Below are 25127 nucleotides of genomic sequence, written 5' to 3' on the forward strand. Positions count from 1 at the left end.
TAAAAATTAAGTAGAATAAGTTTTTAGACCTTATCTATAAGATTCATTTTCATGGGTGGTCAGGATTTATTCACCAATTTTTTCCGAATAGTGGTAAAATCTATACTGATTGAACTTCAGTATTAGAGGAGAATGCCATGAAGACTCTGGATGTTCAAGCGCTGCATAATGCGATTGACCAAACGCTAGAACAATTAAAAAAACAGGCCGAAGAAATCGAAAAGGTGAAAGAAAGCGTAGATGCTCTTACGTCTCTTGACGATGCTTTAAAAGGGAAAGGCGGCGAAGCAATTCGTTCTTTTTATGAGGAATGCCACACTCCCTTTTTTGCGGTTCTATGAATCATTTATCGATGAATACGAATCGGCATTGAAAAAAATCAAAAATGCACTGAACTCCCTTGAACCGAATCACAATGGATATATTTCGCAAGACTTTCTAGAACACGATCTGGAACAAGGTTTGAACGCAGCTGATCGAACAACGAAACATTTAGTTTCCAAAGCCAACGCTTCAATTGCGAAAGTCAGCCATATTGTCGATTTGCCGGATTTGAATGACAACGATTTTCATGAACAGAATCGAAAAGCATTAACTGACATCAATCAGACGATTGAAAAGCTGCATACGTTTGACAGAGAACAAACCAATGCGCTTAAAATAGCCGAAAATGATCTTGAAACGATGCAAACATACATCGCGAGGCTTGAGAAAATGTATACAGGCCCGAAAATCGAGATCGCAAGTTATCAAAAGGGTTCAATTTTAAAGCCGGATGAGAATACAACCATCAACGGTCCGGTCAGCGGTCTCAAAGGAGCGTTAGAAAATGCCGAATCCTCAGCGATGAAGACGATGTTGGAAAAGCTGGGAGAACAGAAAGATACTAACGTTGAAACACTCGCAACCCCTCACCGAGTTAAAAAATTAATAGAAAAGTACAAAATTCACAATGAATCAGTATACAATATAGATAAATTAAAGTTTATAAAATATAAAATTAAAACACCTGATGTTCAAGTTAAAAGATTTGAAATGCCGTGGGGACCCGGAAAGATAAGCAAATTCGGAAGGGCAAGTGAAATCAGGAAAGCTCTAACCGAAAACCCTTTGAAAGCTGACGAGGTTTCGAAGATTGAGAAAGACGCGAGAACGGCTAGGGATGTTGGTATAGTCAAGAAAAATGAAATCATTAAAGATGGAAGCCATATAACTAAAAGTGGAAAATTGAAATCCAATGTCAAGTATCAAGCCGGGGAATACAATTACATATACAAAACCGATAAAGAAGCAAGAATTAAAGAGTTTCAAGCTGATGACTTAAAATTAACAAAACGAGACAAGAGATTGCCGCATAATCCCAAAACACCTGGTAAACAACTTGGCGATCATGCTGGCCATTTAGCTGCTGATAGATTCGGAGGCTCTCCTGAATTAGATAATCTCGTTTCTCAATCAAGTAATGTTAAATCAAAGCAAATACAAGAAGCTAGAAAATAAATGGGCCAAAGCCATTTCAGATAAGAAAAAAGTATCAGTTAATGTTAAAGTTAATTATGACGGGAACAATCCTAGACCAAAGAGTTTTGAGATAAAATACAGTATCGATGGAAATTTAAAGAAAGTAACTTTAAAGAATTAGGAGTGATTGTGTGGCTAAAACATTTGAAGACTATTTATCTGAATTACAAACAGATATGGTTGCTATTTGTCTTGAATATGTTGGTAATCAGGCAGATGCTATTTATATTTATTGCTCATATGAACCTGAAATGTATTCCTTTGACGTATTTTATAAAATAAATGGTAAGTTGGTTTATAAGCATAAGCTTAACGATGCAGTAGAAGAGAATGAAAAATACGATACATCAGAAAATCGTCAAGAAGCTGTTTTAGATATCGGGATAAAAAATTTAGAAGAAATCCATAAAAAATGTACTGAATTTGGCCATGAGATGCCTACAGAAATAAAATTAATTTACGATGTTAAACAAAACAGTTTGAAAGGTCAGTATAGATATGATTTAGTATATTCCAATGATGATGAACTATTGCCTGATGATATTTTTGACTTATGGTTTGAAGAAGTGAAAAAGTCTGATATAGAAAAATAAACTTTTAAGTACGGAATTCAAGAAAAGTTACGGTCTATCCTCAAAAACCTAGTGAATATTGTTTCCAGACGGTGACTGTTTATCAAGACCTAAATTATAAAAATCCTTAAAAATAAAGAAGAGCACATATTAGTCATGTATAATATGTGCTCTTCTTTTATTCAATTAAAGCGCCCGTTGACTGAATACTTGATTTGAAGATAATTCTATTATATTTAGAGGAGTACGACAACGATTCCTGTTTTTTTGGCCATTTTAAACCAGCTGGGCCATATGTTTTACGAATCGTTACCAACTCTCCAAATTGAGGCCTCACTCATTTCAACTGTCCATCAAGCCCTACCAGTGAATCGTTTGATCGCTTCCTCGGTCACCGGCGAGAAGAGGTTAACGAGGTTGCCGTCTGGATCACGGAACAGTATAGCACGGTTCCCCCACGGCATCGTGGTCGGTTCCTTTACCCACTCCTCGATAAACGGCTTTAATCGTTCGTATTCGGCATCGACATCGTGGACAAGGAACTCTATGATGACAGAGTGATTGTCGGCCGCCACTGCTGAACCTTCACCGAACAGTGGCACAGTCTGGGAGTGGCCGATCGCCAGGGTGCACGATGGCGCAACGAGTTCGGCAAAGACGGGCGCGGGACGCTCCGCTGATAAACCCATGACTTTCTCATAGAACTTGACTAGACGATCCACGTCGTCTGTAATGATGCGTACAGAAGCAAAATTCACAAGATACCATCCTTCCAATAATAAATGTATACAACAATACCATATACACTTTATTTTGTTATAAACTTTCCAGTAAAAACCAAATTCATTCAAAAACTGAATCATTTTACTGACTCCGATTATAAAACAACGCTACTGACAACATTATGTCAGTAGCGTTTTAACATTTTTTGGGCTTCCTCACGAATCCGATTTCGAAATGATTCAGGCTCTAATACAATCACATCGGCTCCCCAGCCAAGCACCCATCGCAGCAATTCGTCCAGTTGACGAACGCGTAAGACCACATGCAATCCATCTTGATGCTCTTCCATATCCTCTATGTAATGATTGTTTGATTCCTTCACCTTATCTGCGATGTCTTGGTTAAATCGGAGGCGAACTCGCAAATGCCGATCGTCCGGAGGGGTATACTCCCTTAAGTTAAAATGCGCTGGTCGTTCAAATCGTTCTTCCAGAGCAATAAATTCCGTCATTCGAGACAATCGGAAATGGCGAATGTCTTGGCGCAGTTCACAACGGGCCACGAGCATCCATGATCCTTGAACGAGAACTAATCCATAGGGGGAAACGGTACGAACACTATGGCGATTCCCATCGAAATCTGCAAGTTTTTTTACATAATGAAAGCTGATCTTTCGCTCGTCTAATATCGCTCGACGAATCTTTTCTAGATATTCTTTTTCTTTTGATGGCGTGACCTGTTTATCGGAAATGAGCAAACGTATAGCCTTGCGTACACGTGATGTTTCATTGCGAACGCTCTCCGGTAGAATGACCTCGATTTTGCCGCGGGCAGCTTGTGCTCTGACACGATAATCATCATCAAATCGTTGTTCAATAAAGTCCGTTCCCATCAACAAGCTTACGGCTTCTTGTACCGTGAAACTGATCGGCGGCAGGAAATAGCCTTCCATCAGAGAATATCCTGTCCCAGGAGCACCTATGATCGGAACGCCTGCTTCACTTAGCGCCTGAATGTCACGGTAGATGGTCCGAACACTCGTTTCAAATCTAGTTGCCAAATCTTCGGCACGTACAACTTCTTTACGTTGTAACTCCAGCACGATGGCTAACAAACGGTCTGTTTTGTTCATTGGTTTCCCACCTTGATGTTTAATAAAGAATAATAGTACCACGCCTTAATAGAGAAGATGATATAACGAACCTGGTGCTGGCATCTTTCAGAAATCTCTACAAAATAAGGGCAAGGCTTCTGTTTGTGTTATTCCGTTAACTGGCCCTTTAATTGAACAAGAAAGGGAAGGTGCCTCAGCTTATATCTTCTTGTAGACTTCTGCATACGCTACCTTTAATTGGTCTCGCAAATCCTTGTTCTCGTGCTCTAATCGCTTAACTTTACGCTTTAATGATTCGATAATCACTTCTTTATTATTTTCATTCATTTTATGCCTAACCTGCTTTACAGAAGGGCTTTTTATCTGCTGCTGACGTAGTGTTTCAATTCGCTCACGTAATGTCACATTATTATATAGCGTAGCTTTGCCACTCCGGCCTCACTGGCTACACTATTAAAATTAATTTCTTGATTGGCTCTAACGAGCCTTTTAATAGCCTCATCTACTTTACTCATGGTAATGGCTTTTCGACTTTCATGAATTTGCTTTAGATGCTTTTTGCGGTCATATGTGGCCATATTATGCCCCCTGCTTAGATTTTATTCTTTCTTTCGATTCGTCCGAATATTATATTGCCTTGTTTAATCGTATTATAAATATCCTGGAGTCTCTCTAAATTCTTCTGGTTTTTTTGTGCTATTTCTTCACGTCCGTATTGTTTCGCTACTTCAACCATTTTAGAAGTGGATTGTATGTAAATTTTATATTTACTTTAAATCCGTTATATCTCTGATAATCATTGATAAATTTCGAGATTGTCCCAAAGGTCCTTATATTCCATATATCCCTATCTACAAATTAGTTAGTGATTTCATCTATGTGGTTGAAGGAGGAAATTTCTATTAAGTTTTCTTGAATAACCTTAGAAATATGCTCTCGAAAAATACTTTTATAATCGCATGTAGTGTAATTTAAAATGTGCTGCTCTGTCATATATGCTTACTTAGACCTCCGTAGGTTGTATAATGAATGAACTTTTTGCCTTTTCCCAATTCTCACGAATTTCATCATCTGAAGGATGCAAATATAAATTGGCTGTTGTCTGAATATGTGCGTGACCTAAACGTTCTTGGACTTGTTTAAGATCATTGGTCTGTTTGTAAAATATGGTTGCGTGTGTATGACGAAGTAAATGGGGGTGAACGGAAGATCGAACGAAAACCGAACGAAGGAGTTGCATATTTAACGACGAACTAACGCACGGGAAACGTTATAGAGGCGAGTGCGAAGTTTTATTCTTTTCCCTTTCGTCTAATGTATCGAATGCGTTTCGTATATTCGATCTAACATCCGATCCGGCCCACCGTTGTAATAGTTGGCGAGATTTCAAAAAAAACGCGTACAGTACGCATCTTGACCACAACCTCATTCAATCTGCCCATTATTTCTCCGATCAAACCACTTTTAAATACCCTGTTTTTACAGGTCGCACTTTTTATGCAACCGGATCACACAACCGCTACAATATTTCATCAGTTCCAACTCCTCTTACCCTTGGATTAGACGTAGAGACACCAAGACATGTTTCATTTGGTTCACTGTGATTTACAAATAAAGCCCTGGCTTCTTGCTTTCTTCCAGCTTTGTACAAGTCAAGAACATAAAGAACCTTTGAATTGTTCTATGAGCATCAACCGACCAAAAATCAGATCTTAAAGATAAAAAGTATGGATCTAAAAATAAGGGTAAGTCTTCTTCAATATCTACAAAATCTGATCGACTTTAATCTTTTTCTAAGTTAAATATTTCACTTATTTTCAATTGTTCAAATCCCCAATTCAGTTTTATTGTAAGACTTATCTCCATTGCAAAAATAATATATAAATGGATTTTTCACAGTAAAGTTCTTTCTTTTTCCGTTATTCCTTGATTTATATTTGTTCTATTGAGTAAAAAGCAGCTAGAGAAGGTAGTGTTCTTCCGTGAATTAGCAAACCTTCCCTCTCAAAGACTACTAATTCAAATTCTTGGCTTTGTTTGTTTTGCCTAACTTCCCCGACAGCACAAAATATTACATCATTATTCTCTTCTGCGAACCGACCTATATAATGAAATAATCCTTCATATTGAGGCGTTACAGCAAAGAAAGCTTCTTCAAACTTAATATTTACAAACGTACCATTTTTATAAATTCTAACCATAGCCCTTTTCTTTCCTGTTTCAACGCTTTTAACTATTCCGGTTACTGTTCTTGTATGACCTAAATCTGTTTCTTTTAATGCATCAGCATTCCTTTTATATAGTCTTCCATTAATCCTATTTGAATCTTCTGACTTTTCAGCAGGATCTGTTACTATTCTAATTGCTGGCTGCTCTACTGTAGCAGTTACTTTTCGACGCCGTTTTCTATTTTGTCGTTTTTGTCTATCTGCTTCTCTTCTTCTTACTCTTTCTTCCTCACTTAAAATTTCCAATTCAAAAGCTTCTCTTACCGACCTTCTCATTTGATCTGTTGAAACACTTCCAGTTTGAACACCCGACTGTCTAACACCAACTCTTCCATCTTCTTTTTCAAAAAAATGAATACAAGATTCTGAATGTCGACTTTCTCTCCAAGTTCTAAAATGACTCTTATTCCCAGGTCTGTTTACATAAGATAATTTCGCCTTGCAATCAGTTGTAGTACAAAACAATTTTTCTCTATACTTTTTCAAATAGTCTTCCATATTAATATCATCTAGACTAATCAATGCTTTTTCTTTTCCGTTAATATAAACTGCTTCATGGATACTGACCACGTGTTCCCCGCACCCCTTTTCCTAAAAATTCTTAAATTTTATTTAAAAAATTAACTGTATTTGATATTTTTACACTTATATCTATAATTCTACATTATTAGTAATAAATTAGCAATATCACTCCCTTTACACCTATAAGTCTACAAATTTTGCATTTTGGACTTAAAGATTCTGATATAAAAAAGCACCTATTTCGGTGCTTTCAAAAAATCAATCTTTAATTTTGCCCTCCTATAATAGGGTCTGTAGAGGCAAGTCTTTCTTTAAAGTAGTCACTTAACAGCATGATCACACCCTTCTCGGGCACCTCTTACCGATTATCCACCGTCTCCGGATACAAATCATGATTCATCATCCGGTACTCGGCCATCTTCTCGTATTTGGTGCCCGGACGGCCGTAGTTGGTGTACGGGTCGATCGAGATGCCGCCTCTCGGGGTGAATTTGCCCCAGACTTCGATGTAGCGGGGGTCCATCAATTCGATCAAATCGTTCATGATGATGTTCATGCAGTCTTCGTGAAAATCGCCGTGGTTGCGGAAGCTGAAGAGATACAGTTTTAAAGACTTGCTTTCTACCATTTTTTTATCAGGGATATAGCTGATATAGATCGTTGCGAAATCGGGCTGCCCTGTTTTCGGACAGAGGGATGTAAATTCCGGGCAGTTGAATTTGACAAAATAGTCCCTGTTTTCGTGTTTATTCGGAAAAGCCTCCAGTACATCAGGTGAGTAGTCAAACAAATAGTTTGTCCCCTGGTTTCCGAGGAGGGTTACGCCTTCAAGTTCTGAATCTTTTCTTGTTGTCATTATTTTCTTCCTTTCTATCTTAAACTCCGCGTTTGTTTCCCCAGATGAGGGTGTGAAGCTGCGGCAGAATGCGGACGCGGTTTAATTCAGGGTCGTGCGTGACCGCTTTGACCAGTTCTTCATATTTTCGAAGCAGCTTTTCGACGAGCCGCCCCTGGTCTTCGGTATGCACGTCATCATTTCCGACCTGCAGATAAAACGGGATATCCGGATAACGGTGATGAATGCTCTTTGCAAATTGAAGATCTGAAGGGGTAAAAATGACGACCTTCAGGCTTGCCGCAGAAAGCCGTCCATGGTCCTTCAGCATGCCGACGATATGGTCCAGCTTCGTAAGATCCGTTTTCATATTTGAGCTTGGCGGCTTCGGCGAAATGGTTAAATCATCGATTTTTGTAAACCAGTCCTGATAAAACGTGCCCTGTGTTTCAAGCGCCGTGCGAATGCCGTTTTCTTGCAAAAGGGAAATCAGTCCGTCAAGCTGTTTTAAAAGAGCCGGATTTCCTCCTGAAATGGTGACATGTGAAAAAGCGTTTCCGCCGATTTCTCTGAGCGATTCGTATATTTCTTCCGCAGACATCCATTTGATGTCTTTTTTGGCCGATCCGTCCCATGTGAAGGCTGAATCGCACCAGCTGCACGAATAATCGCAGCCCGCGGTTCTGACAAACATCGTTTTCTGGCCGATGACCATTCCTTCACCCTGGATGGTCGGGCCGAAAATTTCGAGTACGGGAATCGGTTTAGCCATTTGGCTCACCTTGTTTTGGACGGTAGACGACATAGCTTGTCGGCGTTTCCCTGACAAACACTTGAACACAGTGCGGCCGGTTTTCCAAGCCTTTCAAATAGGCGTCGACTTTTTCATAAATCGTTTTCGCCACCACCTCAGTCGACGGGATCTGCTCGCGGCTTTCCCCGGAAAATTCGCTGTGGTCGTTTAACAGCGTGTGATCGTATTCACCGTGCACCAATTTTTTAATGGTGCTGAAATTCACGAGAAAACCGGACTCATTCAATTGATCTCCGGCGATCGTGATATTGATTGTATACGTATGGCCGTGAATCCTGCTGCATGCGCCCGCATCTTCCCTCGGAATAAAGTGGGCCGCTGATACCTGCATATCTTTATTGAGTTCAAAAGCGTACGGGTGGTTTGTTTGCGGGTAGACTTGTGTAAGCATATTAAGCTCTCTCCCTTTTCATTTTCATGTATTCGTTGTAGCCGTTCGCGCGCAGTTTGCAAGCCGGGCATTCTCCGCAGCCGTCGGCGATGATGCCGTTGTAGCACGTCAGTGTCTCATTTTTGACGAATTCGAGTGCATTGAGATCATCGGCCAGCTTCCATGTTTCCGCCTTGTTCAGCCACATAAGCGGCGTATGAATCACAAACGGGCGCTCCATCGCCAGGTTGACAGTGACATTGCACGATTTGACGAATTCATCCCTGCAATCCGGATAGCCGCTGAAGTCCGTCTCACAGACTCCCGTCACGATATGCCGCGCCCCGATTTGGTAGGCGAGAATAGAAGCAAAGGATAAAAATACAAGGTTTCGTCCGGGAACAAAAGTGGACGGAAGCTCGCCTTCTTTCGCCTCAATTTTGATGTCATCTCTTGTCAAAGCGTTTGGCGCCAGCTGATTCAAAAGCGCCATGTCCAGCAGGTGGTTTTTTACGCCAAGCTTTTCAGCGATATTTTGCGCCACTTCAATCTCCTGCTGATGCCGCTGATTATAATGAAAGGTGACCGTTTCCACCTCTTGGAATTGCTGCAAGGCCCATAAAAGGCATGTCGTACTGTCCTGACCGCCGCTGAATACGACGACCGCTTTTTCCTGTTTCATAATTCCTCCTTCTCCGCTTTCACCAACTAAAAAACACCTTTCTTTAAAGGAAAGGTGTTCTAGCAAAAAATCAATAAAAAAGGCCATACCCCAAGGATACAGCTTTCCTTAGTTTTTTATAGAGGGTTTTGCTAGAACCTCTCCCGCGGTTATCTCGAGCGGATTTTGTTCAATTTTCTTTCGCCATCTTACCACAAATCCGGGGTTTCGCCAAGCACTAACGATTCGGCAGTTTTTTTATGATCAGAAAGAAGATGAACACAAGGCTCAGCTGACCAAATAAAGGATAGATGGTGGAAATCAATTTTCCATAGCCGATCTGTCCGGTTAAGTAGACTGTGAGCAGGATGAGAATAAATATATAAAGACTTTTGATATGAATATATTCGTTTATCTGCTTTTCAAGCCCGTAGAGATTACCGATGACCGATGTAAAGACTTCCCCAAAAATGATAAACAGATAGATGACATGGACGGAATGCTGAACGATATAGACCACCTGCGCCATCGGAATTTCATATAAAAGGACATTCGGCAATGTGGAAAGAGACAAAAAGCTTGCGATTAATACAAGGGTCAGCATGCTTCCTCCGATAAACGCGCCTCTTTTAATCAACCGTTCTGACTTCAATTCAGAGGCGATCGGTACAAGAACGGCCTGTGCTAGCGACAAATTAAAAGCGCCGTATGAAACAGCCGACACAATCCAGTCCGGCCTTGCCGAAAAACCCGGCAATTCGTGGACGGAAGGGCCCCTGAAAATAAACGAATCAAAGAGCACAATCAACGAAAAAAACACTAATAATGGCACAACAATGACATTGACGCTGAATATCCCCTTGACGCCGCTCATCGTGACAAACAGACTCAAAGCAACCGTTACAAGCATTCCCGCCTGGCTGGAGAGCCCGAGCTGTTCTTTAAAAATCGCCCCGGCCCCTGACAGCATGACAGAAGTCACACCGAGCAGAACCATCAGCATAAAGCCATTGACGAATTTTCCGAGCGTTTGTCCAAACAGAAATTTGTTCAGCTCCTGATAAGATCTGGCATTGATCCTGACTGAGATCAGCATGATTTTCGCACCGAGACAGGTGAACATCAGCCCGCTGATGAAAATGCCGGCCAAACCCGCCCAGCCGAATCTTAAAAAAAATTCAACGATTTCTCTGCCCGTCGCAAATCCAGCCCCGACAACCGTGCCTACATAGACAAATGCAAGTTGAAAAGCTGATCCTCGTGTTTGACTCATATTTCTCCCCCGTAAAATGAAACGTGATTTCCGCAAATTCCCTTTCTCCATCATATGAGACATGCTCCTTAAAAAGAAGGACAACTTCAAATACCGGAACAAAAAGGAAAAAGCATAGATCTTGAAAGTCAAAGTTAGTCAATGTATACTAATAGTCAGAGATGGTCAAACAAACGGCCATTTTTTAACCGGCAATTGGTCAAAAAAGGTCAAATCATTTTTAAAGGGGGTTTTGGCAAATGCGTTGTCAACATTGTCAAAAAAACGAGGCGACGATTCGCCTAAACATGCAAATCAATTTTACAAAAAAACAAATGGACTTATGTGAAGATTGCTATAAAGAATTGACTCAGCCTTCTATGTATTCCGGAGGCAGCTTTTTTGGAGGGGGTTCCTTCTTTAGCCAGCCTTCTCAAGCACAGCCGCAAACGGCTGCCAAAAAAGGCTTGCTTGATGAGCTCGCAGTCAATTTGACGAATGCCGCGAAAACGGGATTGGTTGATCCGGTGATCGGCCGCGATGATGAAGTGGCGCGCGTGATCGAAATTTTAAACCGCAGAAATAAAAACAATCCGGTATTAATTGGGGAGCCGGGTGTTGGTAAAACTGCCATCGCCGAAGGCCTTGCATTGAAAATTTCCGAAGGTGATGTTCCAAACAAACTGAAAAACAAGGAGCTTTACTTGTTGGATGTGGCCTCCCTTGTCGCCAATACCGGCATCAGAGGGCAATTCGAAGAACGAATGAAACAGCTGATGAAAGAACTGAAAGAACGCAAAAACGCGATTCTCTTTATTGACGAAATTCATCTTCTTGTCGGCGCCGGTTCTGCGGAGGGCTCCATGGATGCAGGCAACATTTTAAAACCCGCCCTTGCCCGGGGAGAACTGCAAGTCATCGGTGCAACCACATTGAAAGAGTATCGTCAAATTGAAAAAGACGCCGCTTTGGAACGACGCTTCCAGCCGATCATGGTGCATGAGCCTACAATCGAAGAGGCAACAGCCATTTTGAACGGCCTGAAAGAAAAATATGAAACCTATCATGGGGTTTCCTATACAGATGAAGCTGTGAAAGCCTGTGTCGTCCTTTCAAGCCGCTACATCCAGGACCGCCATCTTCCCGACAAGGCGATCGACCTTCTCGATGAAGCCGGTTCAAAAGCGAACTTGAAGATCGATACCGTCAGCGGTGAAGCAGCTTCAAAACGGCTGAAAGAAATTGAAGCGGAAAAGGCAAAAGCGCTTCAGGAAGAAAATTATGAGCTTGCCGCAAAACTTCGTGATGAAGAAGAAGCATTGCACAATGCGCTCGAGAAAAAAACAGAGGAAAAACAAGCAACGGTCGGCGCTGAAGACATTCAGGCGATCATCGAACAAAAAACCGGCATTCCCGTCGGAAAGCTGCAGCATGATGATCAGAAAAAAATGAAAGAGCTTGAAGCAAATCTCGGAAGCCGCGTCATCGGACAGAAAGAAGCCGTCAAAAAGGTGGCGAAAGCCGTCAGAAGAAGCCGCGCCGGTCTGAAAGCAAAAGACAGGCCTGTCGGTTCATTCCTATTCGTCGGCCCGACAGGCGTCGGTAAAACTGAGCTTTCCAAGCGGCTTGCGGAAGAGCTGTTCGGCACGAAGGATTCGATTATCCGTCTTGACATGAGCGAGTACATGGAAAAACACGCCGTGTCAAAACTGATCGGTTCGCCTCCTGGATATGTCGGACACGATGAAGCGGGGCAATTGACGGAAAAAGTCCGGAGAAACCCGTACAGCATCGTTCTGCTTGATGAAATCGAAAAAGCCCATCCTGATGTTCAGCACATGTTCCTTCAGATCATGGAGGACGGTCGTCTGACCGACAGCCAGGGACGGACAGTCAGCTTTAAAGATACTGTCATCATTATGACAAGCAATGCCGGCGTTTCCGAAAAGCAGACAACCGTCGGCTTTAACAGAGAAGAACGGCTGATGGGCGAACAATCATTGATTGACTCTTTAAGCAGCTACTTTAAACCTGAATTCCTGAACAGGTTTGACAGCATTGTCGAGTTCCAGCCTCTTGAAAAAGAAGATCTGGTAAAAATCGTCGATCTGCTTCTGAAAGATCTTGAGGACACATTAAGCGACCAGCATCTGACATTGCAGGTCTCCGAAGAAGCGAAAGAAAAGATTGCAGAAATCGGATACCATCCTGCATTTGGCGCCCGTCCTTTAAGAAGGACGATTCAGGAAACGGTCGAAGATCAAATGACAGACCTGCTTCTTGAAGAAGAACACATCTCAGGTTTCCATGTTACAGTTGAAAACGGCGATATCGCGGTAAAACCGGTCGCATAGTTCCGTCTGCCGGCTTCCTATACGGAGGCCGGCATTTTTTCTCTGCCCCAATATCCAATTCATCCCATTTCATAACCCAAAAGTCCCTATTCATCTGGATTTTATAACAATTTCTGAAACACCCTAAAGTTCCTATCTTGTGGCACCGATAATAACGATAGAAAAGTTAGTTAAAGGAATTGGTGAAAAAAATGGACAAAACATCGTTAATTGGAATCATTCTAGCTATCATCGGAGTAGGTGTCGGCATGGTGATGAAAGGCGTCAGCCCTTCAGTTCTTGTCAATCCGGCTGCATGGCTGATCATTGTTGTCGGGACAATCGCAGCAGTTACCATCGCATTTCCAACACGCGAAATAAGAAAGGTTCCAAAACTGTTCGGCATCTTATTTAAAGAGAAAAAGATGATTGAAATCAACGAGCTGATCCCCATGTTTACTCAATGGGCGCAAATCGCCAGACGGGAAGGCCTTCTCGCTTTGGAAGCAAACCTTAACGAAATCGATGACGAATTTTTGAAAAACGGCATGAGCATGGCTGTGGACGGACAGAGCGCCGAATTCATCCGGGACGTTCTGACAGAAGAAGTCGAGGCGATGGAAGAAAGGCATCAGGTCGGAGCCGGCATCTTTACACAGGCGGGAACATACGCACCGACGCTCGGAGTTTTGGGAGCCGTTGTCGGACTGATCGCCGCACTGGCCGATATGAGCAACACCGAAGCGCTCGGACACGCGATCAGCGCCGCATTCGTCGCCACCCTTCTCGGGATCTTTACAGGCTATGTGCTGTGGCACCCTTTTGCAAATAAATTGAAGCGTAAATCGAAGCAGGAAGTGAAAGTCCGCGAAGTCATGATTGAAGGCATCCTTTCCATTTTGGAAGGCCAGGCTCCAAAGGTCATCGAGCAAAAGCTGATGATGTATGTTTCTCCTAGCGAACGTTCCAGCATCGCTACTCAAGAAGGAGAAAAAGGGGAAAGCGACAATGGCTAAAAAAAAGAAAAAGCATAAAGACCATGAAGAGCATGTAGATGAGTCCTGGCTCATTCCTTATGCCGACCTGCTTACACTCCTTCTGGCCCTTTTCATCGTCTTGTTTGCGATGAGCTCGATAGACGCCAAAAAGTTTGATATGCTGTCAAAATCATTCAATGCCGTGCTGACAGGCGGTACAGGCATGATGGATTATTCCAGCTTCGTCGAGCCGAAATCGCCTACACAAGAGGACGGAAAAAAACCCGCTGAACCAAAAGACGTCCAGCGTTCTAATTCAAAAGAAAAAGACCAGGAGGCGCTGAAAAAAATTCAGGAGCAGGTCAATCAGTTCATAAAAAATAAAAAGCTTGAGAAGCAGGTCAATACGAAGCTCACAGATGAAGGGCTGCTCCTTTCGATTGAAGACAATATCTTTTTCGATTCCGGAAAAGCGGTCATTCGCGAGCAGGACATCCCGCTCGCAAGAGAAATTTCCGATCTGCTCGTATTAAACCCGCCGCGTAATATCGTGATCAGCGGACATACCGATAATGTGCCGATCCGAAACTCGCAATTTAAATCAAACTGGCATTTAAGCGTAATGCGGGCCGTTAATTTCATGGGACTCCTGATCGAAAATCCAAAGCTTGACGCCAAAGTATTCAGCGCTAAAGGGTACGGGGAATACAAGCCTATCGCTTCAAACAAAACGGAGGAAGGAAGAAGAAAAAACAGACGTGTTGAAATTCTCATCCTGCCGATGGGCCAGGAAAATCTGAATGAAAAAGAATAAGGAAGCGGCGATTAGCCGCTTCCTTATTCTTTGTCCTTGTTCTTATAAAAGTTTTTTGCATTTAAGCCCACTCTTTTCAGCATGTCGATGCAGGCTTCTTTCTCCTCGCCGCTTAAAACGCTGATCATTTGATGAATCTCCTGCGCGTGGCCGGGGAAGATCTGCTCCAAGAGCTTGACTCCTTTGTCCGTAATTTGGGCATAGGTGACCCGGCGATCGGTTGTGCAGGCTCGTCTGATGATCAGTTCTTTCTGCTCAAGCTTGTCAACCACATATGTAATGCTTCCGCTCGCCAGAAGAATTTTGTCCCCTATTTGCTGAAGAGGCTGGTCTCCCTTGTGATAGAGAAGCTCTAAAACGGCGAATTCGGTTGGATTCAGACCATGATTATGAATATGTTTATTCATATGATCATTAATTGATCTGTATGCTCTTGATAGTACGATAAATAATTTTAATGACTGTTCCTGTTCTCTGTTACTCATATCTCTCATCTCCAAAGAAACAACTACAGGAAAACATTAATAAACTATGAGGAAAATGTCAACTGTTAACATTACATTCCCTCATTTGATAATAGGCCCTAAGAACCAAATCGATATTTCCGGACCTTCCACGGTATTGTGTCCTATTTTCAAGGTATTGGTTATCTTTTCTATAAATCAGCCCCTACTAGTGATATAATACCTCTATTCCTGTATTGATTGGGAGAGAGTGAAAAAATGAGCAATTTGAAAAATATATGGAAGAAAATGAGGCTTTATTTGATCCTTGTGATGGTCCCGGCTTTCATTATCAGCTTTTTTGTATACGAACAAGAACGGGAAAATATTACTGAGAAGCATCGGCAGACGGCGACGCTTATGCTGAATATCCACCGCAACCAGATCAATTATCTGATCGGCGAAACAGAGGCGCGGCTGAGCGCGATGGCGACGGCCCTTAATCATCCTGTCAATGATAAACATATCAAACACATCCTGACGGAAACCTATAAAAAGGAGCCGCGCTTTTCGGCTCTGTACCTGCTCAACAAAAACGGCGAAGTCATGGTCAGCACACTGCCGGCTAAAGAGAAACAGCCGCTTCCATACAAAAGCATTCTGCAAAAAGCGGAAAGCTCAAAGAAATCTGTCATCACAGATGACACCGACAACATGATGAATAATCGGGAGCTGAGCATATTAACCCCTGTCTTCAGTCCTGAAGGGCATGCGACAAACTTTTTGCTTGCTTCCATCCGCATCGATTATTTGAAAAATATCATGAATGTGTTAAGCCCAGAGCTTTCTATCAAAATACTCAATCAGAAAGACCAAATCGTCTTTACGGCGGGACATACGCCCCCTGAAAAAGAAACGGAGGAGACGGTAGATGCTTTTTTGGACCAGATCGACTGGAAACTTGAAGTATATCCTGAGCCGGTTCAGCTTGATGAACTCGTTCACGGTCTCCTGCTTTCCTTCTTAAGCATTTTTATTTTGCTTAACATCTTGTTTGTATTGCTTCAATATGTACTGCTAAAACGGCGCACCAAGCAGGAGCGCGCCCAAAATGAAGCGCAGAAGCTTGAACTGATCGGCACGCTTGCGGCCAGCACCGCACATGAAATCAGAAATCCGCTGACAGGGATCAGCGGATTCATCCAGCTTCTTCAAAAAAAATATAAATCTGAAGAAGATCAAATGTACTTTTCTGTCATCGATCAGGAAATCAAGCGGATCAACCAGATTGTCAGCGAATTCCTTGTGCTTGGAAAACCGACGGCGGAACAATGGAAACTGAATTCAATGAGTGAAATGATCGATGAAATCATGCCGATTATTCATTCTGAAGCCAATTTATACAATGTCGAAGTATCATTTCAAGACCAGGCGGAAAATCCTGCATACGTATTTTGCAAAAAGGACCACATCAAGCAAGTCGTATTAAATGTCGCTAAAAATTCGCTGGAATCGATGAAAAACGGTGGAAAGCTGTTGATTAACATTGAACATGATGAAAAGGCGGCGGAAATTGTGGTGAAGGATAACGGAGAAGGAATTCCTAAAGAAATGATAGAAAAGATTTTTCAGCCTTTTGTCACCTCAAAAGAAAAAGGAACCGGACTCGGTCTTGTTGTGTGCAAACGTATCATCTCAATGTACGGAGGAACGATTCAGATTGACAGTGAACGGCATAAAGGAACAACCGTAACCATCACGCTGCCGATTTCAAATGAGCAGCAAGATTAAGCATCATACTTTCCGGTCCCTCAAAAGAGCTGTCCTTCCGTTCAACGGCAGCTCTTTTCTCATTATGCCGTACACTTTTCAATGACAAGCACATCTAAGAGATCATGCAATGGCTTGTCTGATGAATGATGTTCATCCATTGTCATTTTTTGATATTGATAGATTAATTGGTCCAGCTCCTGGCTGCGCTTTATCGTCTCATCCCCTGTATACCCATAAAGCTCAGCAGCTTCAACCATCATTTGCCGCTTTTCGTTGATGGAAAAAAGCAATTCTTCTTGTGAATATTCATGCATACGCTTCACCCCTTATCGCCAGCAAACTTCGAAAACCTTGCAGATTTGCGTACTTGAGCATTATTACAGATTATACTTATTTTGTAAACCTATTTTTTGAAAAAAAGTTTTGAAATCGAGTATAATAGATTTGTTGGATTAAAGTTGTATTACCCGCTGATCAAAAAAGATAAACGCTTATGATATACAGGAGGTCTTTTTTATGGTGTTAAAAAGGCTAAAGGCGCTTTTTGCAGCCAAAGAAGCTATAACAGGTATCCCGCTGTTTTTCAGAGCCTTTAGAGCCTGGCGAAAAGGCGATTACCCCCTTTTTCCGAAAAAAACGATTTTACTCGCTGCTGCGGCTCTCGTTTATATCCTTTCCCCTGTTGACCTGATTCCCGATGTTCTTATAGGGCCGGGATGGATTGATGACGCGGCCGTTCTCGCTTTTTTATTTAGACAAATCGTTAAAGAGCTGGCTGATTTTGAAGCATTGGAGGGATGGGACAATGGAAGATAGAATGATTCACGGCCTGAACCACCTGCTGTTTTCCGTCTCAGACCTCGAGGCTTCTATCGCATTCTATGAGAAGGTGTTTGGCGCCAAATGGCTTGTAAAAGCCGAAAAAACAGCATATTTTGATCTAAACGGCATCTGGCTTGCCTTGAACGAGGAAAAAAATATTCCGCGGACGGAGATTCATGACTCCTACACGCATATCGCCTTTTCGATCAAACAGGAGGATGTGCCTGAGTGGGAAAAGAAATTAACCGCCCTTGGGGTAAACGTGCTAAAAGGAAGAAAACGCCATAAAGGCGATAAAGATTCGATTTACTTTACCGACCCTGACGGCCATAAATTCGAGCTCCACACCGGCTCTGTGCTGGACAGGCTCGCTTACTATCAAAAAGAAAAGCCGCACCTGTCCTTTCACGAAGCCAATATTAAAGCATTGTATGAAAAAAACAAGTAAAAAAAGCGCCCCGGCAAGGCTATGCCGGAAGCGCTTTTTTTATGATTGCTTCAGCTCGTCTTTTTCATAAATCGGCACCCATCCCTCAGTGGTGACGAAAATTCTGACGGCGACGACTTTCCGGTCCTCCTGAAGCGTAAAATAGTGGCGTGTGTTTTCCGGTACGGAAATCAAATCGCCGGGATTTAAAAGAACATCGAAAAACGCGCCGTCCTTTCCTTCAATCGCAAAAATTCCATGGCCGCTGACGATGAACCTGACCTCATCATCTGTATGGTGATGTTCCTGTTTAAAGTTTTTCAGCAGCTCATCCAGATTCGGATGTTGATCCGAAAGCGAGATGACATCCTGTGCCTGATAGCCGCGGCGCTCTGAAATATCTGAAATTTCCGCTGCGAACACGTCTAAAATCTGCTGTTTTTCTTCGTCGGTCAAATCATATTTTTCTCTTAGCCCAGCAGGCAGCTTTTCGATATCCCATTTTTCATAAATGACTTCCTGCTGCTTCAAAAATTGTTCTACCTCTTCCTGGTTTTCGATTGTTGTGTTTTCTTCATCATGGATGCGGATCGTTGCCATGCTTTTCTCCCCCTTTAGTGCACTCTTTACGCATATTGCGTTTGAAATGATTTTAATTTTAAATGCCAGCTGAATAAAAATTCATAAGCCTCCAGCATGCGTTTCGCTTCAAATGCCGTGCGTCCCCAGACGGTAATGCCGTGGCTGCGGATCAGGACAGCGCCTGAATCTTTTGTCAGATGTGCGGCAAAATCTGCCGCCAAATCCGGGATATGGGCGGTGTTTTCAATAATCGGGACGGTGACCTCGGCATTTTCCTCCCAGTATCCGAGCGCTTTTATGATTTCCTGGCCTCTAAAGCTGACCTGCTTCTCTTGTCCATAAAGCTCAGATATCACGTTGTTGTCAATCGTATGGACGTGAAGACAGCAGCCGGCATTTGTTTTTTTGTAAACATACGTATGAAGAAGCGTTTCTGCCGACGGCTTCAGGGTATGACCGCTTTCCGCCGGCATGCCTTCTTCATCTACCAGGAGAAAATCCTCATCGGTTTCTTTTCGTTTATCTTTTCCGCTCGCCGTCACGAAAAAGCGAAGCGGATCATCTGACACTTTGATGGACAGATTGCCGCTCGTCGCCGGAAACCAGTCTCTCGCCGCAAGCTCTCTTTTCACTTCGGCCAGCTCCTGCCAGCGCTTTTTTCCTGCATCCATTCCTCCACCTCCTTGACGCCGAGAAGCGCCCGCTTCACATCGTAGAAATCTTCAAATGCGGCATGGCGCAATTGCAGGTCTTCACATTCCTTCAGCAAATAATCCCGCGCGATGCATAAATCAGCGCGCTTTGCCGCCTCCACATCTGTAACGGAATCCCCGATCATCACGATAAAATCATCTGGACCCTGAAGCTTGCGGATGATCGACGGCTTACAGCAGCCGCATTCATTTTGGCATTGATCGTCGCACGGATACGGCCATTTGACCGATATGCTGTCGCCAAAAAAATCAGCCTGGTTGCAGTAAATCCGCTCTTTCTCCACGATTCCTTCAAGCAGCGGATATACGAAAAAGTCCATGCCGCCGCTGACGACGTAAAAAGGAAGTCCGCACCCGGACAGAAATGAAACAAATTCTTGGAAGCCCGCGCGGATTTCCGCCTGTTTGAGGATATATGCCGTAATGTCTTCCCTCAAGCCGCTGGAAAGCAGCTTGAACATGCTGCCGACACCCTCCCTGATCGACAGGTCTTTTGAAAGGACCGCATCTTTTAAGGCATGCCATTCTTCCGGAGCAAATGTTTTCATGATGCTGATGATGTTGTCATTTTTCGTAATCGTCCCGTCAAAATCGCAAATGATCAGCGGCTTTCTCATACAGATGCCTCAACTTTTCCCCATTTCTCAAGGGCAAGCCTTAAATCGGGAGAGCGCTTTGCCTTCTCTTCGGCAGGTTCAGCCTCCAGTACCGCTTCAATCGCCGCTCTAAATGCCCTGCCTCCTCCTATTGCTCCGTTCGGATGGCCGTGGATGCCGCCTCCGGCGTTTATGATATGATCAATCCCAAAATCCTTCATCAGCAGCGGGACCATTCCGGGATGAATGCCGGCCGACGGCACGGCAAAGGTCGGCTGAAAGACATCTTCTTTCGTGCATTCTTCATGAATGGCGAGTGCTTCGCGTTTTGGAAGGGCGACGCTTCCGTACGGGGAAGGAAACAGGCTGAAATCGGCGCCCGCATAGCGGTTCAGCTTTCCAAGCAGCAGCCGGTGGGAAAAGCCGTAATACGGTGATGACGTAAATGCGCCGCTTACCGCCGGATGCGCCATAATCGGCAGCGGAATGTCATCATCCTCCGCGAGGCTTTGCAGCACATCAAGCCCGTAGGCAAACACATTAAACAGCAGGACATCGGCGCCAAGCTCAGCGGCTTTTTTCGCTTTTGTTTTCAGCTCCATCGTCCTTCCCGTCAGGTTGACGGCGTAAAGCGTTTTATGGCCGGTTTCTTCATAGGTCTCCTGAAGAACCTTTCTCCCTTCTGTAATCCGCTTTTCAAACGGTGCACTGCCTGTTTCAAATAAAATTTCATCATCCTTGATCAAGTCCACCCCGCCAAGCGCCTGCTGCCTTAGCTGCTCTTTTAACTCCTCCATGCTCCGGCCGATGACGCCCTTGAAAATGCTCATCAGAAGCGGTCTTTCAAATTCGCCGATTTTTTTGCGGATCCCGTAGACGCCGAATCTCGGCCCCGGCAATGATCGTTTAAAGGCCTCGGAAAATTCGAGGTCCGTCAGTTTGACTTTTCCGTCAAGGGACAGCTTTCCGAAAACGGTCGTAAGGACGGCCGGGATATCGTCCGTAAAATTGAGTTCCGGATAGGCGATGGTGACTTTTGCCTGATGCTCTCCTTGATCGCCTTCGATTTCCTCAATCCGGACGACCCGCCCCTTGTGCCTTTTTAGTTGCTCTTTTTTTAATTGCGGCAAATCCGTCCAGGACCCCACAGTAAGGCCTAATGCAATTTGTTCGGCCTTTTTTTCCGGATCGCTGCCGGGATCCGTCAGGACATATGTTGCCAAAAGTTCGCTCATTCTTTAGCTCCTTCCTTGTTTCGTGCATATAAAAAACCTCTTTTTGCGCTGCATTCGCTTAAAGAGGTTTCGTTTCTGCGTGTCGAATCCTTATCTCTCAGCGGCAGCTGCAAGAATTAGCACCGTGCTTTTATAAGTCGGTTGCCGGGCTTCATCGGGCTCGTCCCTCCACCTGCTCTTGATAAGAATATTGTTTTTTATAAATTATTTTGAATTATCCCACCGTTTTCCGCGGTTGTCAATGAGAGACTTCCGACTTTTTGAAAATATTCAGCTCGGCGATCCGGTCGGCAGCTTCCCGCAGACGTTCTTCGCTTGTCAATAGGCCGACTCTCACATATCCTTCGCCAAATGCTCCGAATCCTTTGCCGGGCGCCATGACGACATGCGCTTTTTCCAAGAGAAAATCGGAAAACCCTTCAGATGTAAAGCCTTCCGGAACAGGCATCCATGCAAAAAATGAGCCCTCTGGGGCCTGCGCTTCCCAACCGATGGCGCTGACGGCTTTCATCCAAACGTTGCGTCTTTTTTCATAGCGTTCATTTTGTTCCTTGACACAGCTTTGATCTGAAAGAAGCGCGACCGCCGCGGCGTCCTGGACTGCTTTAAAGAGGCTGACATACATATGATCCTGGTATAGGTTCAGCGCTTCAATCACCGAAGCATTTCCGGCGGCGAATCCGACTCTCCAGCCCGCCATATTATATGTTTTGGAGAGCGTATAGATTTCGATGCCGGCTTCTTTTGCTCCATCAGTTTCAAGAAAACTCACCGGCTTTTGCCCGTCATAGCCGATCGCCCCATAGGCAAAATCATGAACAACACAGATCCCGTGCGTTTTCGCGAGGCTGACCGTTTCCGCAAAAAACGCCGGCGTCGCCTGGGCTCCCGTCGGGTTGTTCGGATAGTTCAGATACATGAGCTTCGCTTTTTCCTTTATATGTACTGGAATCTGGCTGTAATCCGGCAAATAGCCGTTTTTCTCCAACAGCGGCATCGTTTCCATGTTCGCTTTTGCCAGTTCGACGCCTGACCAATAATCCGGATAGCCCGGGTCGGGAACAAGCACCGTATCGCCGGGATTCAAGAGGCATTGCGGCAGCTCTACAAGCCCCGCCTTCCCTCCGAACAATACGGCGATTTCTTTATCAGGGTCAAGCAAGACGCCGTATTCCCTTTTATAAAATTCAGCGGCCGCCTGTTTCAGCGAACGGCTCCCCCGAAAAGAGGAATATTTATGATTTTCGGGATTCCGGACCGCTTCTGTCATCGCGTCAACAATGTGTCCCGGTGTCGGCTGATCGGGATTTCCCTGACCGAGATTGATCACATCATGGCCGGCGGCTATCTTTTCGTTCACCTTTTTGACCAAAGAAGCAAAAAATTGCTCGGGAAGCTGTTTCAATAGATCAGAAAGCTCAAATTTCATTTTTTTCACCCGCTTTGAAAAATTCTTGAAATGATAGTCCATCATCATATATTGTTAAAGATAAAATGTAAAGCAAAAAATGAGGTGGCTCAAAGTGAAGTGGACGATTTCCTGCCTGCAATTCGATATATCATACGGAAACCCTTCAGAAAATTTCAAAAAAGCAAGCCGGCTGGTCGAAAGTGAAAGCCGGCACGCGGATATTTTGATTCTTCCCGAGCTTTGGACGACTGGCTATGATCTAAAAAACCTTGATGCAATCGGAGACGATGAAGGAGAGCAGACCAAAGAATGGCTCCGGCAAACGGCGAAAGCGAACAATGTCCACATTGTGGGCGGCTCAGTCGCCGTCAAGAGAAAAAGCGGCGTATACAATACGATGTACATCGCCGACAAAAACGGAAGACTTGTAAAAGAATACAGCAAAGCTCACCTTTTTCAGCTGATGGATGAGCATCTTTATTTAGCTCCGGGATCGGGCGGAGGCTGCTTTGAGCTTGAAGGCGTCAAAGCAGCGGGTTTTATCTGCTATGACATCCGTTTTCCTGAATGGATCAGGAAACACACGTCAAAAGGAGCCGGCATCGTATTTGTATCAGCTGAATGGCCGTATCCGCGCCTCGATCATTGGCGGACTCTATTAACGGCCAGAGCGATCGAAAATCAATGTTTTGTCGCCGCCTGCAATTGCTCGGGGCATAACCCGGAAAACGAATTTGCGGGCCACAGCATGATCATTGATCCGCTCGGACATATCCTCGCCGAAGCCGGGCATGGAGAAACGGTGATCAGAGCCGAAATTGACCTTGATGACATCAAAAAAGCCAGGGGCCATATTCCGGTATTCGAAGACATTCGCAAAGATTTATATTAAAAAGTGTTGACAAATAAACATCGTTGCTGGTAACATTTTCAGCAACTGACTGACTGAAATTTTAAAATTTTATATTGATTTCTCTTATCGAGAGTTGGGTGAAGGACTGGCCTTATGATCCCAACAGCAACCGACCGTAATACCATTGTGAAATGGGGCGCGAACATGTTTGCGCCGCTAGGGCACGGTGCTAATTCCATCAGATTGCATTCTGAGAGATAAGAGAGGCGGACACGACGAATTAGCCTCTTTCTCTCACAGAGAAAGAGGCTTTTTATTTTTTGCAAACGACTTTAGGGGGAATCAAATATGACTGTAACGAAAACCGCTGTATACGAAACATTGACAGAAAGCTCGGCGGCTGCACTCGCCGTGCGCCTGGGACTCTTTTCGAGCAAAAGCACGCTGACCTGCCGGGAAATCGGAGACGGAAACTTGAATCTTGTCTTCCATGTTTATGATAAAGAGCAACAGAAAGGATTGATCATTAAACAGGCTGTCCCTTATGCAAAAGTTGTCGGTGAAAGCTGGCCGCTGTCGCTGGACAGAGCAAGGATTGAAAGCAGCGCGCTGATCAGGCAGGCTGAACACGTCCCGCATCTCGTACCGCGGGTTTATTATTCAGACACGGAACTCGCCGTGACCGTCCTGGAGGATCTTTCACACTTGGAAATCGCCAGAAAAGGATTGATCGCGGGCAACGATTATCCGAATTTATCGCGGGATATCGGGGAATTCCTCGGGAATACATTGTTTTATTCTTCCGATTATGCCCTTGATCCGCATATCAAAGAGCGGCTGGTCAAACAGTTTGAGAACCCTGATTTATGCGACATCACGGAAAATCTCGTGTTCACAGATCCTTTCTTTGACCATGAGACAAATGACTTTGAAGAGGAGCTTCGTGATGAAGCTGAGACCATATGGGCTGATGATGAATTAAAACGCGAGGCTGCGAAATTGAAAAACCGGTTTTTGACGTCTGCGGAAACGCTTATTCACGGTGATTTACACACAGGCAGCATTTTTGCAGGAGAAAAGGAAACAAAGGTCATCGACCCTGAATTTGCGTTTTTCGGACCGATCGGTTTTGATATCGGACAGTTTATCGCCAACCTGCTTTTAAATGCGCTGGCCCGGGAAGACGCAGAACGCGCCCCGCTATACACCCATGTTGAAACTGTATGGGACACATTCAGCAGGACTTTCAGCGATGCGTGGAAAAAGGATGCCCGGAGCGCGTACCGAAACACGCACGGAAGCCTTGAAGAAACGCTGAAAAAAGCGTTCGAAGACGCCGTGGGCTTTGCCGGGTGTGAAATGATCCGCCGGACCATCGGGCTTTCACATGTGGCGGATCTTGATACAATCGTTCCATTTGCCCGGCGGATCAGCCAAAAGAAACTCGCCCTTGCCATCGGCTCAAGGCTGATTAAAAAACGCGCGGATTTCCGGTCGCCGCAGGACATCATTAATACGTTTAAAGAACTAGCTTGA

Annotated in this window: 27 protein-coding genes, 3 pseudogenes and 3 riboswitches; of the genes and pseudogenes, 12 read left to right on the forward strand and 18 right to left on the reverse strand. The window is 44.1% G+C overall.

Features of this window, described 5'->3' with window-relative positions:
* Positions 1-137 precede the first annotated feature (137 nt).
* From BTR1S_RS04020 to BTR1S_RS04025, 4 genes and pseudogenes are all read left to right on the forward strand, one after another.
* Positions 138-930 (forward strand): annotated as a pseudogene (locus BTR1S_RS04020) (ribonuclease YeeF family protein); the annotation flags it as partial.
* A 105-nt stretch (positions 931-1035) separates the two neighbouring features.
* Positions 1036-1500, forward strand: a complete 465-nt coding sequence (locus BTR1S_RS23050) for a DNA/RNA non-specific endonuclease (RefSeq protein WP_255265704.1) — start codon at positions 1036-1038, stop codon at positions 1498-1500.
* The gene (locus BTR1S_RS23055) at positions 1463-1642 is read left to right on the forward strand and encodes a DNA/RNA non-specific endonuclease (RefSeq protein WP_255265703.1); all 180 of its coding nucleotides are present in this window, start codon (positions 1463-1465) and stop codon (positions 1640-1642) included. The genes BTR1S_RS23050 and BTR1S_RS23055 overlap by 38 nt, the downstream gene beginning before the upstream one ends.
* A gap of 10 nt (positions 1643-1652) precedes the next feature.
* A complete protein-coding gene (locus BTR1S_RS04025; protein WP_029418577.1) occupies positions 1653-2114 on the forward strand; it encodes a hypothetical protein in 462 nt (153 codons plus the stop codon).
* Positions 2115-2446: 332 nt separating this feature from the next.
* Here BTR1S_RS04025 and BTR1S_RS04030 read toward each other — a convergent pair whose 3' ends face one another.
* The 11 genes and pseudogenes from BTR1S_RS04030 to BTR1S_RS04070 all read right to left on the reverse strand — a co-directional run bounded on the left by BTR1S_RS04030 (position 2447) and on the right by BTR1S_RS04070 (position 10633).
* Complete coding sequence (locus BTR1S_RS04030; RefSeq protein ID WP_006638436.1) at positions 2447-2851, reverse strand: VOC family protein; 405 nt, start codon at positions 2849-2851, stop codon at positions 2447-2449.
* Between the two features lie 149 nt (positions 2852-3000).
* Positions 3001-3948, reverse strand: coding sequence for a helix-turn-helix transcriptional regulator (locus tag BTR1S_RS04035; RefSeq protein WP_029418578.1), 948 nt, complete (start codon positions 3946-3948; stop codon positions 3001-3003).
* Between the two features lie 180 nt (positions 3949-4128).
* Positions 4129-4508 (reverse strand): annotated as a pseudogene (locus BTR1S_RS04040) (DUF6262 family protein).
* A 425-nt stretch (positions 4509-4933) separates the two neighbouring features.
* A pseudogene (locus BTR1S_RS21595) lies at positions 4934-5134 on the reverse strand (tyrosine-type recombinase/integrase); the annotation flags it as partial.
* Positions 5135-5535: 401 nt separating this feature from the next.
* Positions 5536-5691, reverse strand: coding sequence for a DUF8370 family protein (locus BTR1S_RS23760; RefSeq protein ID WP_488168113.1), 156 nt, complete (start codon positions 5689-5691; stop codon positions 5536-5538).
* Between the two features lie 170 nt (positions 5692-5861).
* Complete coding sequence (locus BTR1S_RS04045; RefSeq protein WP_006638439.1) at positions 5862-6728, reverse strand: hypothetical protein; 867 nt, start codon at positions 6726-6728, stop codon at positions 5862-5864.
* A gap of 310 nt (positions 6729-7038) precedes the next feature.
* Positions 7039-7536: a preQ(1) synthase gene (queF, locus tag BTR1S_RS04050; RefSeq protein ID WP_006638440.1), complete on the reverse strand. Its 498-nt coding sequence runs from the start codon at positions 7534-7536 to the stop codon at positions 7039-7041.
* Between the two features lie 19 nt (positions 7537-7555).
* A complete protein-coding gene (gene queE, locus BTR1S_RS04055; protein ID WP_029418579.1) occupies positions 7556-8287 on the reverse strand; it encodes a 7-carboxy-7-deazaguanine synthase QueE in 732 nt (243 codons plus the stop codon).
* A complete protein-coding gene (queD, locus tag BTR1S_RS04060) occupies positions 8280-8720 on the reverse strand; it encodes a 6-carboxytetrahydropterin synthase QueD (protein WP_029418580.1) in 441 nt (146 codons plus the stop codon). Before queD ends, queE begins: the two co-directional genes overlap by 8 nt.
* Before the next feature lies 1 nt (position 8721).
* Positions 8722-9381 carry a 7-cyano-7-deazaguanine synthase QueC gene (queC, locus tag BTR1S_RS04065; RefSeq protein ID WP_006638443.1) on the reverse strand — a complete coding sequence of 220 codons (660 nt, stop codon included), beginning with the start codon at positions 9379-9381 and terminating at the stop codon, positions 8722-8724.
* Positions 9382-9483: 102 nt separating this feature from the next.
* A riboswitch (PreQ1 riboswitch) is annotated at positions 9484-9528 on the reverse strand.
* A 70-nt stretch (positions 9529-9598) separates the two neighbouring features.
* Positions 9599-10633, reverse strand: a complete 1035-nt coding sequence (locus BTR1S_RS04070; RefSeq protein WP_006638444.1) for a YkvI family membrane protein — start codon at positions 10631-10633, stop codon at positions 9599-9601.
* 239 nt (positions 10634-10872) lie between these two features.
* Between BTR1S_RS04070 and BTR1S_RS04075 the strand changes: the two genes are divergently transcribed.
* The 3 genes from BTR1S_RS04075 (at position 10873) to motB (ending at position 14736) form a co-directional block, all read left to right on the forward strand.
* On the forward strand, positions 10873-12966 hold the full coding sequence (locus BTR1S_RS04075; RefSeq protein WP_006638445.1) for an ATP-dependent Clp protease ATP-binding subunit: 2094 nt from the start codon (positions 10873-10875) through the stop codon (positions 12964-12966).
* Positions 12967-13157: 191 nt separating this feature from the next.
* Positions 13158-13961 (forward strand): flagellar motor stator protein MotA, encoded by an 804-nt coding sequence (motA, locus tag BTR1S_RS04080; protein WP_006638446.1) that lies wholly within the window; start codon positions 13158-13160, stop codon positions 13959-13961.
* Positions 13954-14736 (forward strand): flagellar motor protein MotB, encoded by a 783-nt coding sequence (gene motB / locus BTR1S_RS04085; RefSeq protein ID WP_029418581.1) that lies wholly within the window; start codon positions 13954-13956, stop codon positions 14734-14736. The genes motA and motB overlap by 8 nt, the downstream gene beginning before the upstream one ends.
* Before the next feature lie 23 nt (positions 14737-14759).
* Here motB and mhqR read toward each other — a convergent pair whose 3' ends face one another.
* Positions 14760-15221 (reverse strand): MarR family transcriptional regulator MhqR, encoded by a 462-nt coding sequence (gene mhqR, locus BTR1S_RS04090; RefSeq protein ID WP_006638448.1) that lies wholly within the window; start codon positions 15219-15221, stop codon positions 14760-14762.
* A 237-nt stretch (positions 15222-15458) separates the two neighbouring features.
* Between mhqR and kinD the strand changes: the two genes are divergently transcribed.
* The gene (gene kinD / locus BTR1S_RS04095; RefSeq protein ID WP_006638449.1) at positions 15459-16970 is read left to right on the forward strand and encodes a sporulation kinase KinD; all 1512 of its coding nucleotides are present in this window, start codon (positions 15459-15461) and stop codon (positions 16968-16970) included.
* Between the two features lie 62 nt (positions 16971-17032).
* Here the strand turns inward: kinD and BTR1S_RS04100 are convergent, their stop codons facing one another.
* On the reverse strand, positions 17033-17266 hold the full coding sequence (locus BTR1S_RS04100) for an aspartyl-phosphate phosphatase Spo0E family protein (RefSeq protein ID WP_006638450.1): 234 nt from the start codon (positions 17264-17266) through the stop codon (positions 17033-17035).
* Positions 17267-17468: 202 nt separating this feature from the next.
* Here BTR1S_RS04100 and BTR1S_RS04105 point away from each other — a divergent pair, with 202 nt between their 5' ends.
* Both BTR1S_RS04105 and fosB read left to right on the forward strand, forming a co-directional pair.
* Positions 17469-17768 (forward strand): YkvA family protein, encoded by a 300-nt coding sequence (locus BTR1S_RS04105; RefSeq protein ID WP_006638451.1) that lies wholly within the window; start codon positions 17469-17471, stop codon positions 17766-17768.
* A 1-nt stretch (position 17769) separates the two neighbouring features.
* Positions 17770-18222: a metallothiol transferase FosB gene (fosB, locus tag BTR1S_RS04110; protein WP_373870170.1), complete on the forward strand. Its 453-nt coding sequence runs from the start codon at positions 17770-17772 to the stop codon at positions 18220-18222.
* A gap of 39 nt (positions 18223-18261) precedes the next feature.
* Here fosB and BTR1S_RS04115 read toward each other — a convergent pair whose 3' ends face one another.
* The 5 genes from BTR1S_RS04115 to BTR1S_RS04135 form a co-directional block, all read right to left on the reverse strand.
* Positions 18262-18801: a 1,2-dihydroxy-3-keto-5-methylthiopentene dioxygenase gene (locus tag BTR1S_RS04115; protein ID WP_029418583.1), complete on the reverse strand. Its 540-nt coding sequence runs from the start codon at positions 18799-18801 to the stop codon at positions 18262-18264.
* 26 nt (positions 18802-18827) lie between these two features.
* Positions 18828-19454 (reverse strand): methylthioribulose 1-phosphate dehydratase, encoded by a 627-nt coding sequence (locus BTR1S_RS04120; protein ID WP_029418584.1) that lies wholly within the window; start codon positions 19452-19454, stop codon positions 18828-18830.
* On the reverse strand, positions 19412-20119 hold the full coding sequence (gene mtnX / locus BTR1S_RS04125) for a 2-hydroxy-3-keto-5-methylthiopentenyl-1-phosphate phosphatase (protein WP_100244890.1): 708 nt from the start codon (positions 20117-20119) through the stop codon (positions 19412-19414). The genes BTR1S_RS04120 and mtnX overlap by 43 nt, the downstream gene beginning before the upstream one ends.
* On the reverse strand, positions 20110-21327 hold the full coding sequence (gene mtnW, locus BTR1S_RS04130; RefSeq protein ID WP_006638456.1) for a 2,3-diketo-5-methylthiopentyl-1-phosphate enolase: 1218 nt from the start codon (positions 21325-21327) through the stop codon (positions 20110-20112). Before mtnW ends, mtnX begins: the two co-directional genes overlap by 10 nt.
* An 87-nt stretch (positions 21328-21414) precedes the next feature.
* Positions 21415-21515, reverse strand: a riboswitch (SAM riboswitch).
* A gap of 50 nt (positions 21516-21565) precedes the next feature.
* The gene (locus tag BTR1S_RS04135) at positions 21566-22756 is read right to left on the reverse strand and encodes a pyridoxal phosphate-dependent aminotransferase (RefSeq protein WP_029418585.1); all 1191 of its coding nucleotides are present in this window, start codon (positions 22754-22756) and stop codon (positions 21566-21568) included.
* Positions 22757-22850: 94 nt separating this feature from the next.
* Between BTR1S_RS04135 and BTR1S_RS04140 the strand changes: the two genes are divergently transcribed.
* Both BTR1S_RS04140 and mtnK read left to right on the forward strand, forming a co-directional pair.
* Positions 22851-23630, forward strand: a complete 780-nt coding sequence (locus BTR1S_RS04140; RefSeq protein WP_029418586.1) for a carbon-nitrogen family hydrolase — start codon at positions 22851-22853, stop codon at positions 23628-23630.
* Between the two features lie 81 nt (positions 23631-23711).
* A riboswitch (SAM riboswitch) is annotated at positions 23712-23855 on the forward strand.
* Positions 23856-23939: 84 nt separating this feature from the next.
* A complete protein-coding gene (mtnK, locus tag BTR1S_RS04145; RefSeq protein ID WP_029418587.1) occupies positions 23940-25127 on the forward strand; it encodes an S-methyl-5-thioribose kinase in 1188 nt (395 codons plus the stop codon).

Source organism: Bacillus sonorensis NBRC 101234 = KCTC 13918 (genome assembly GCF_001592005.1).
Lineage (GTDB): Bacteria > Bacillota > Bacilli > Bacillales > Bacillaceae > Bacillus > Bacillus sonorensis.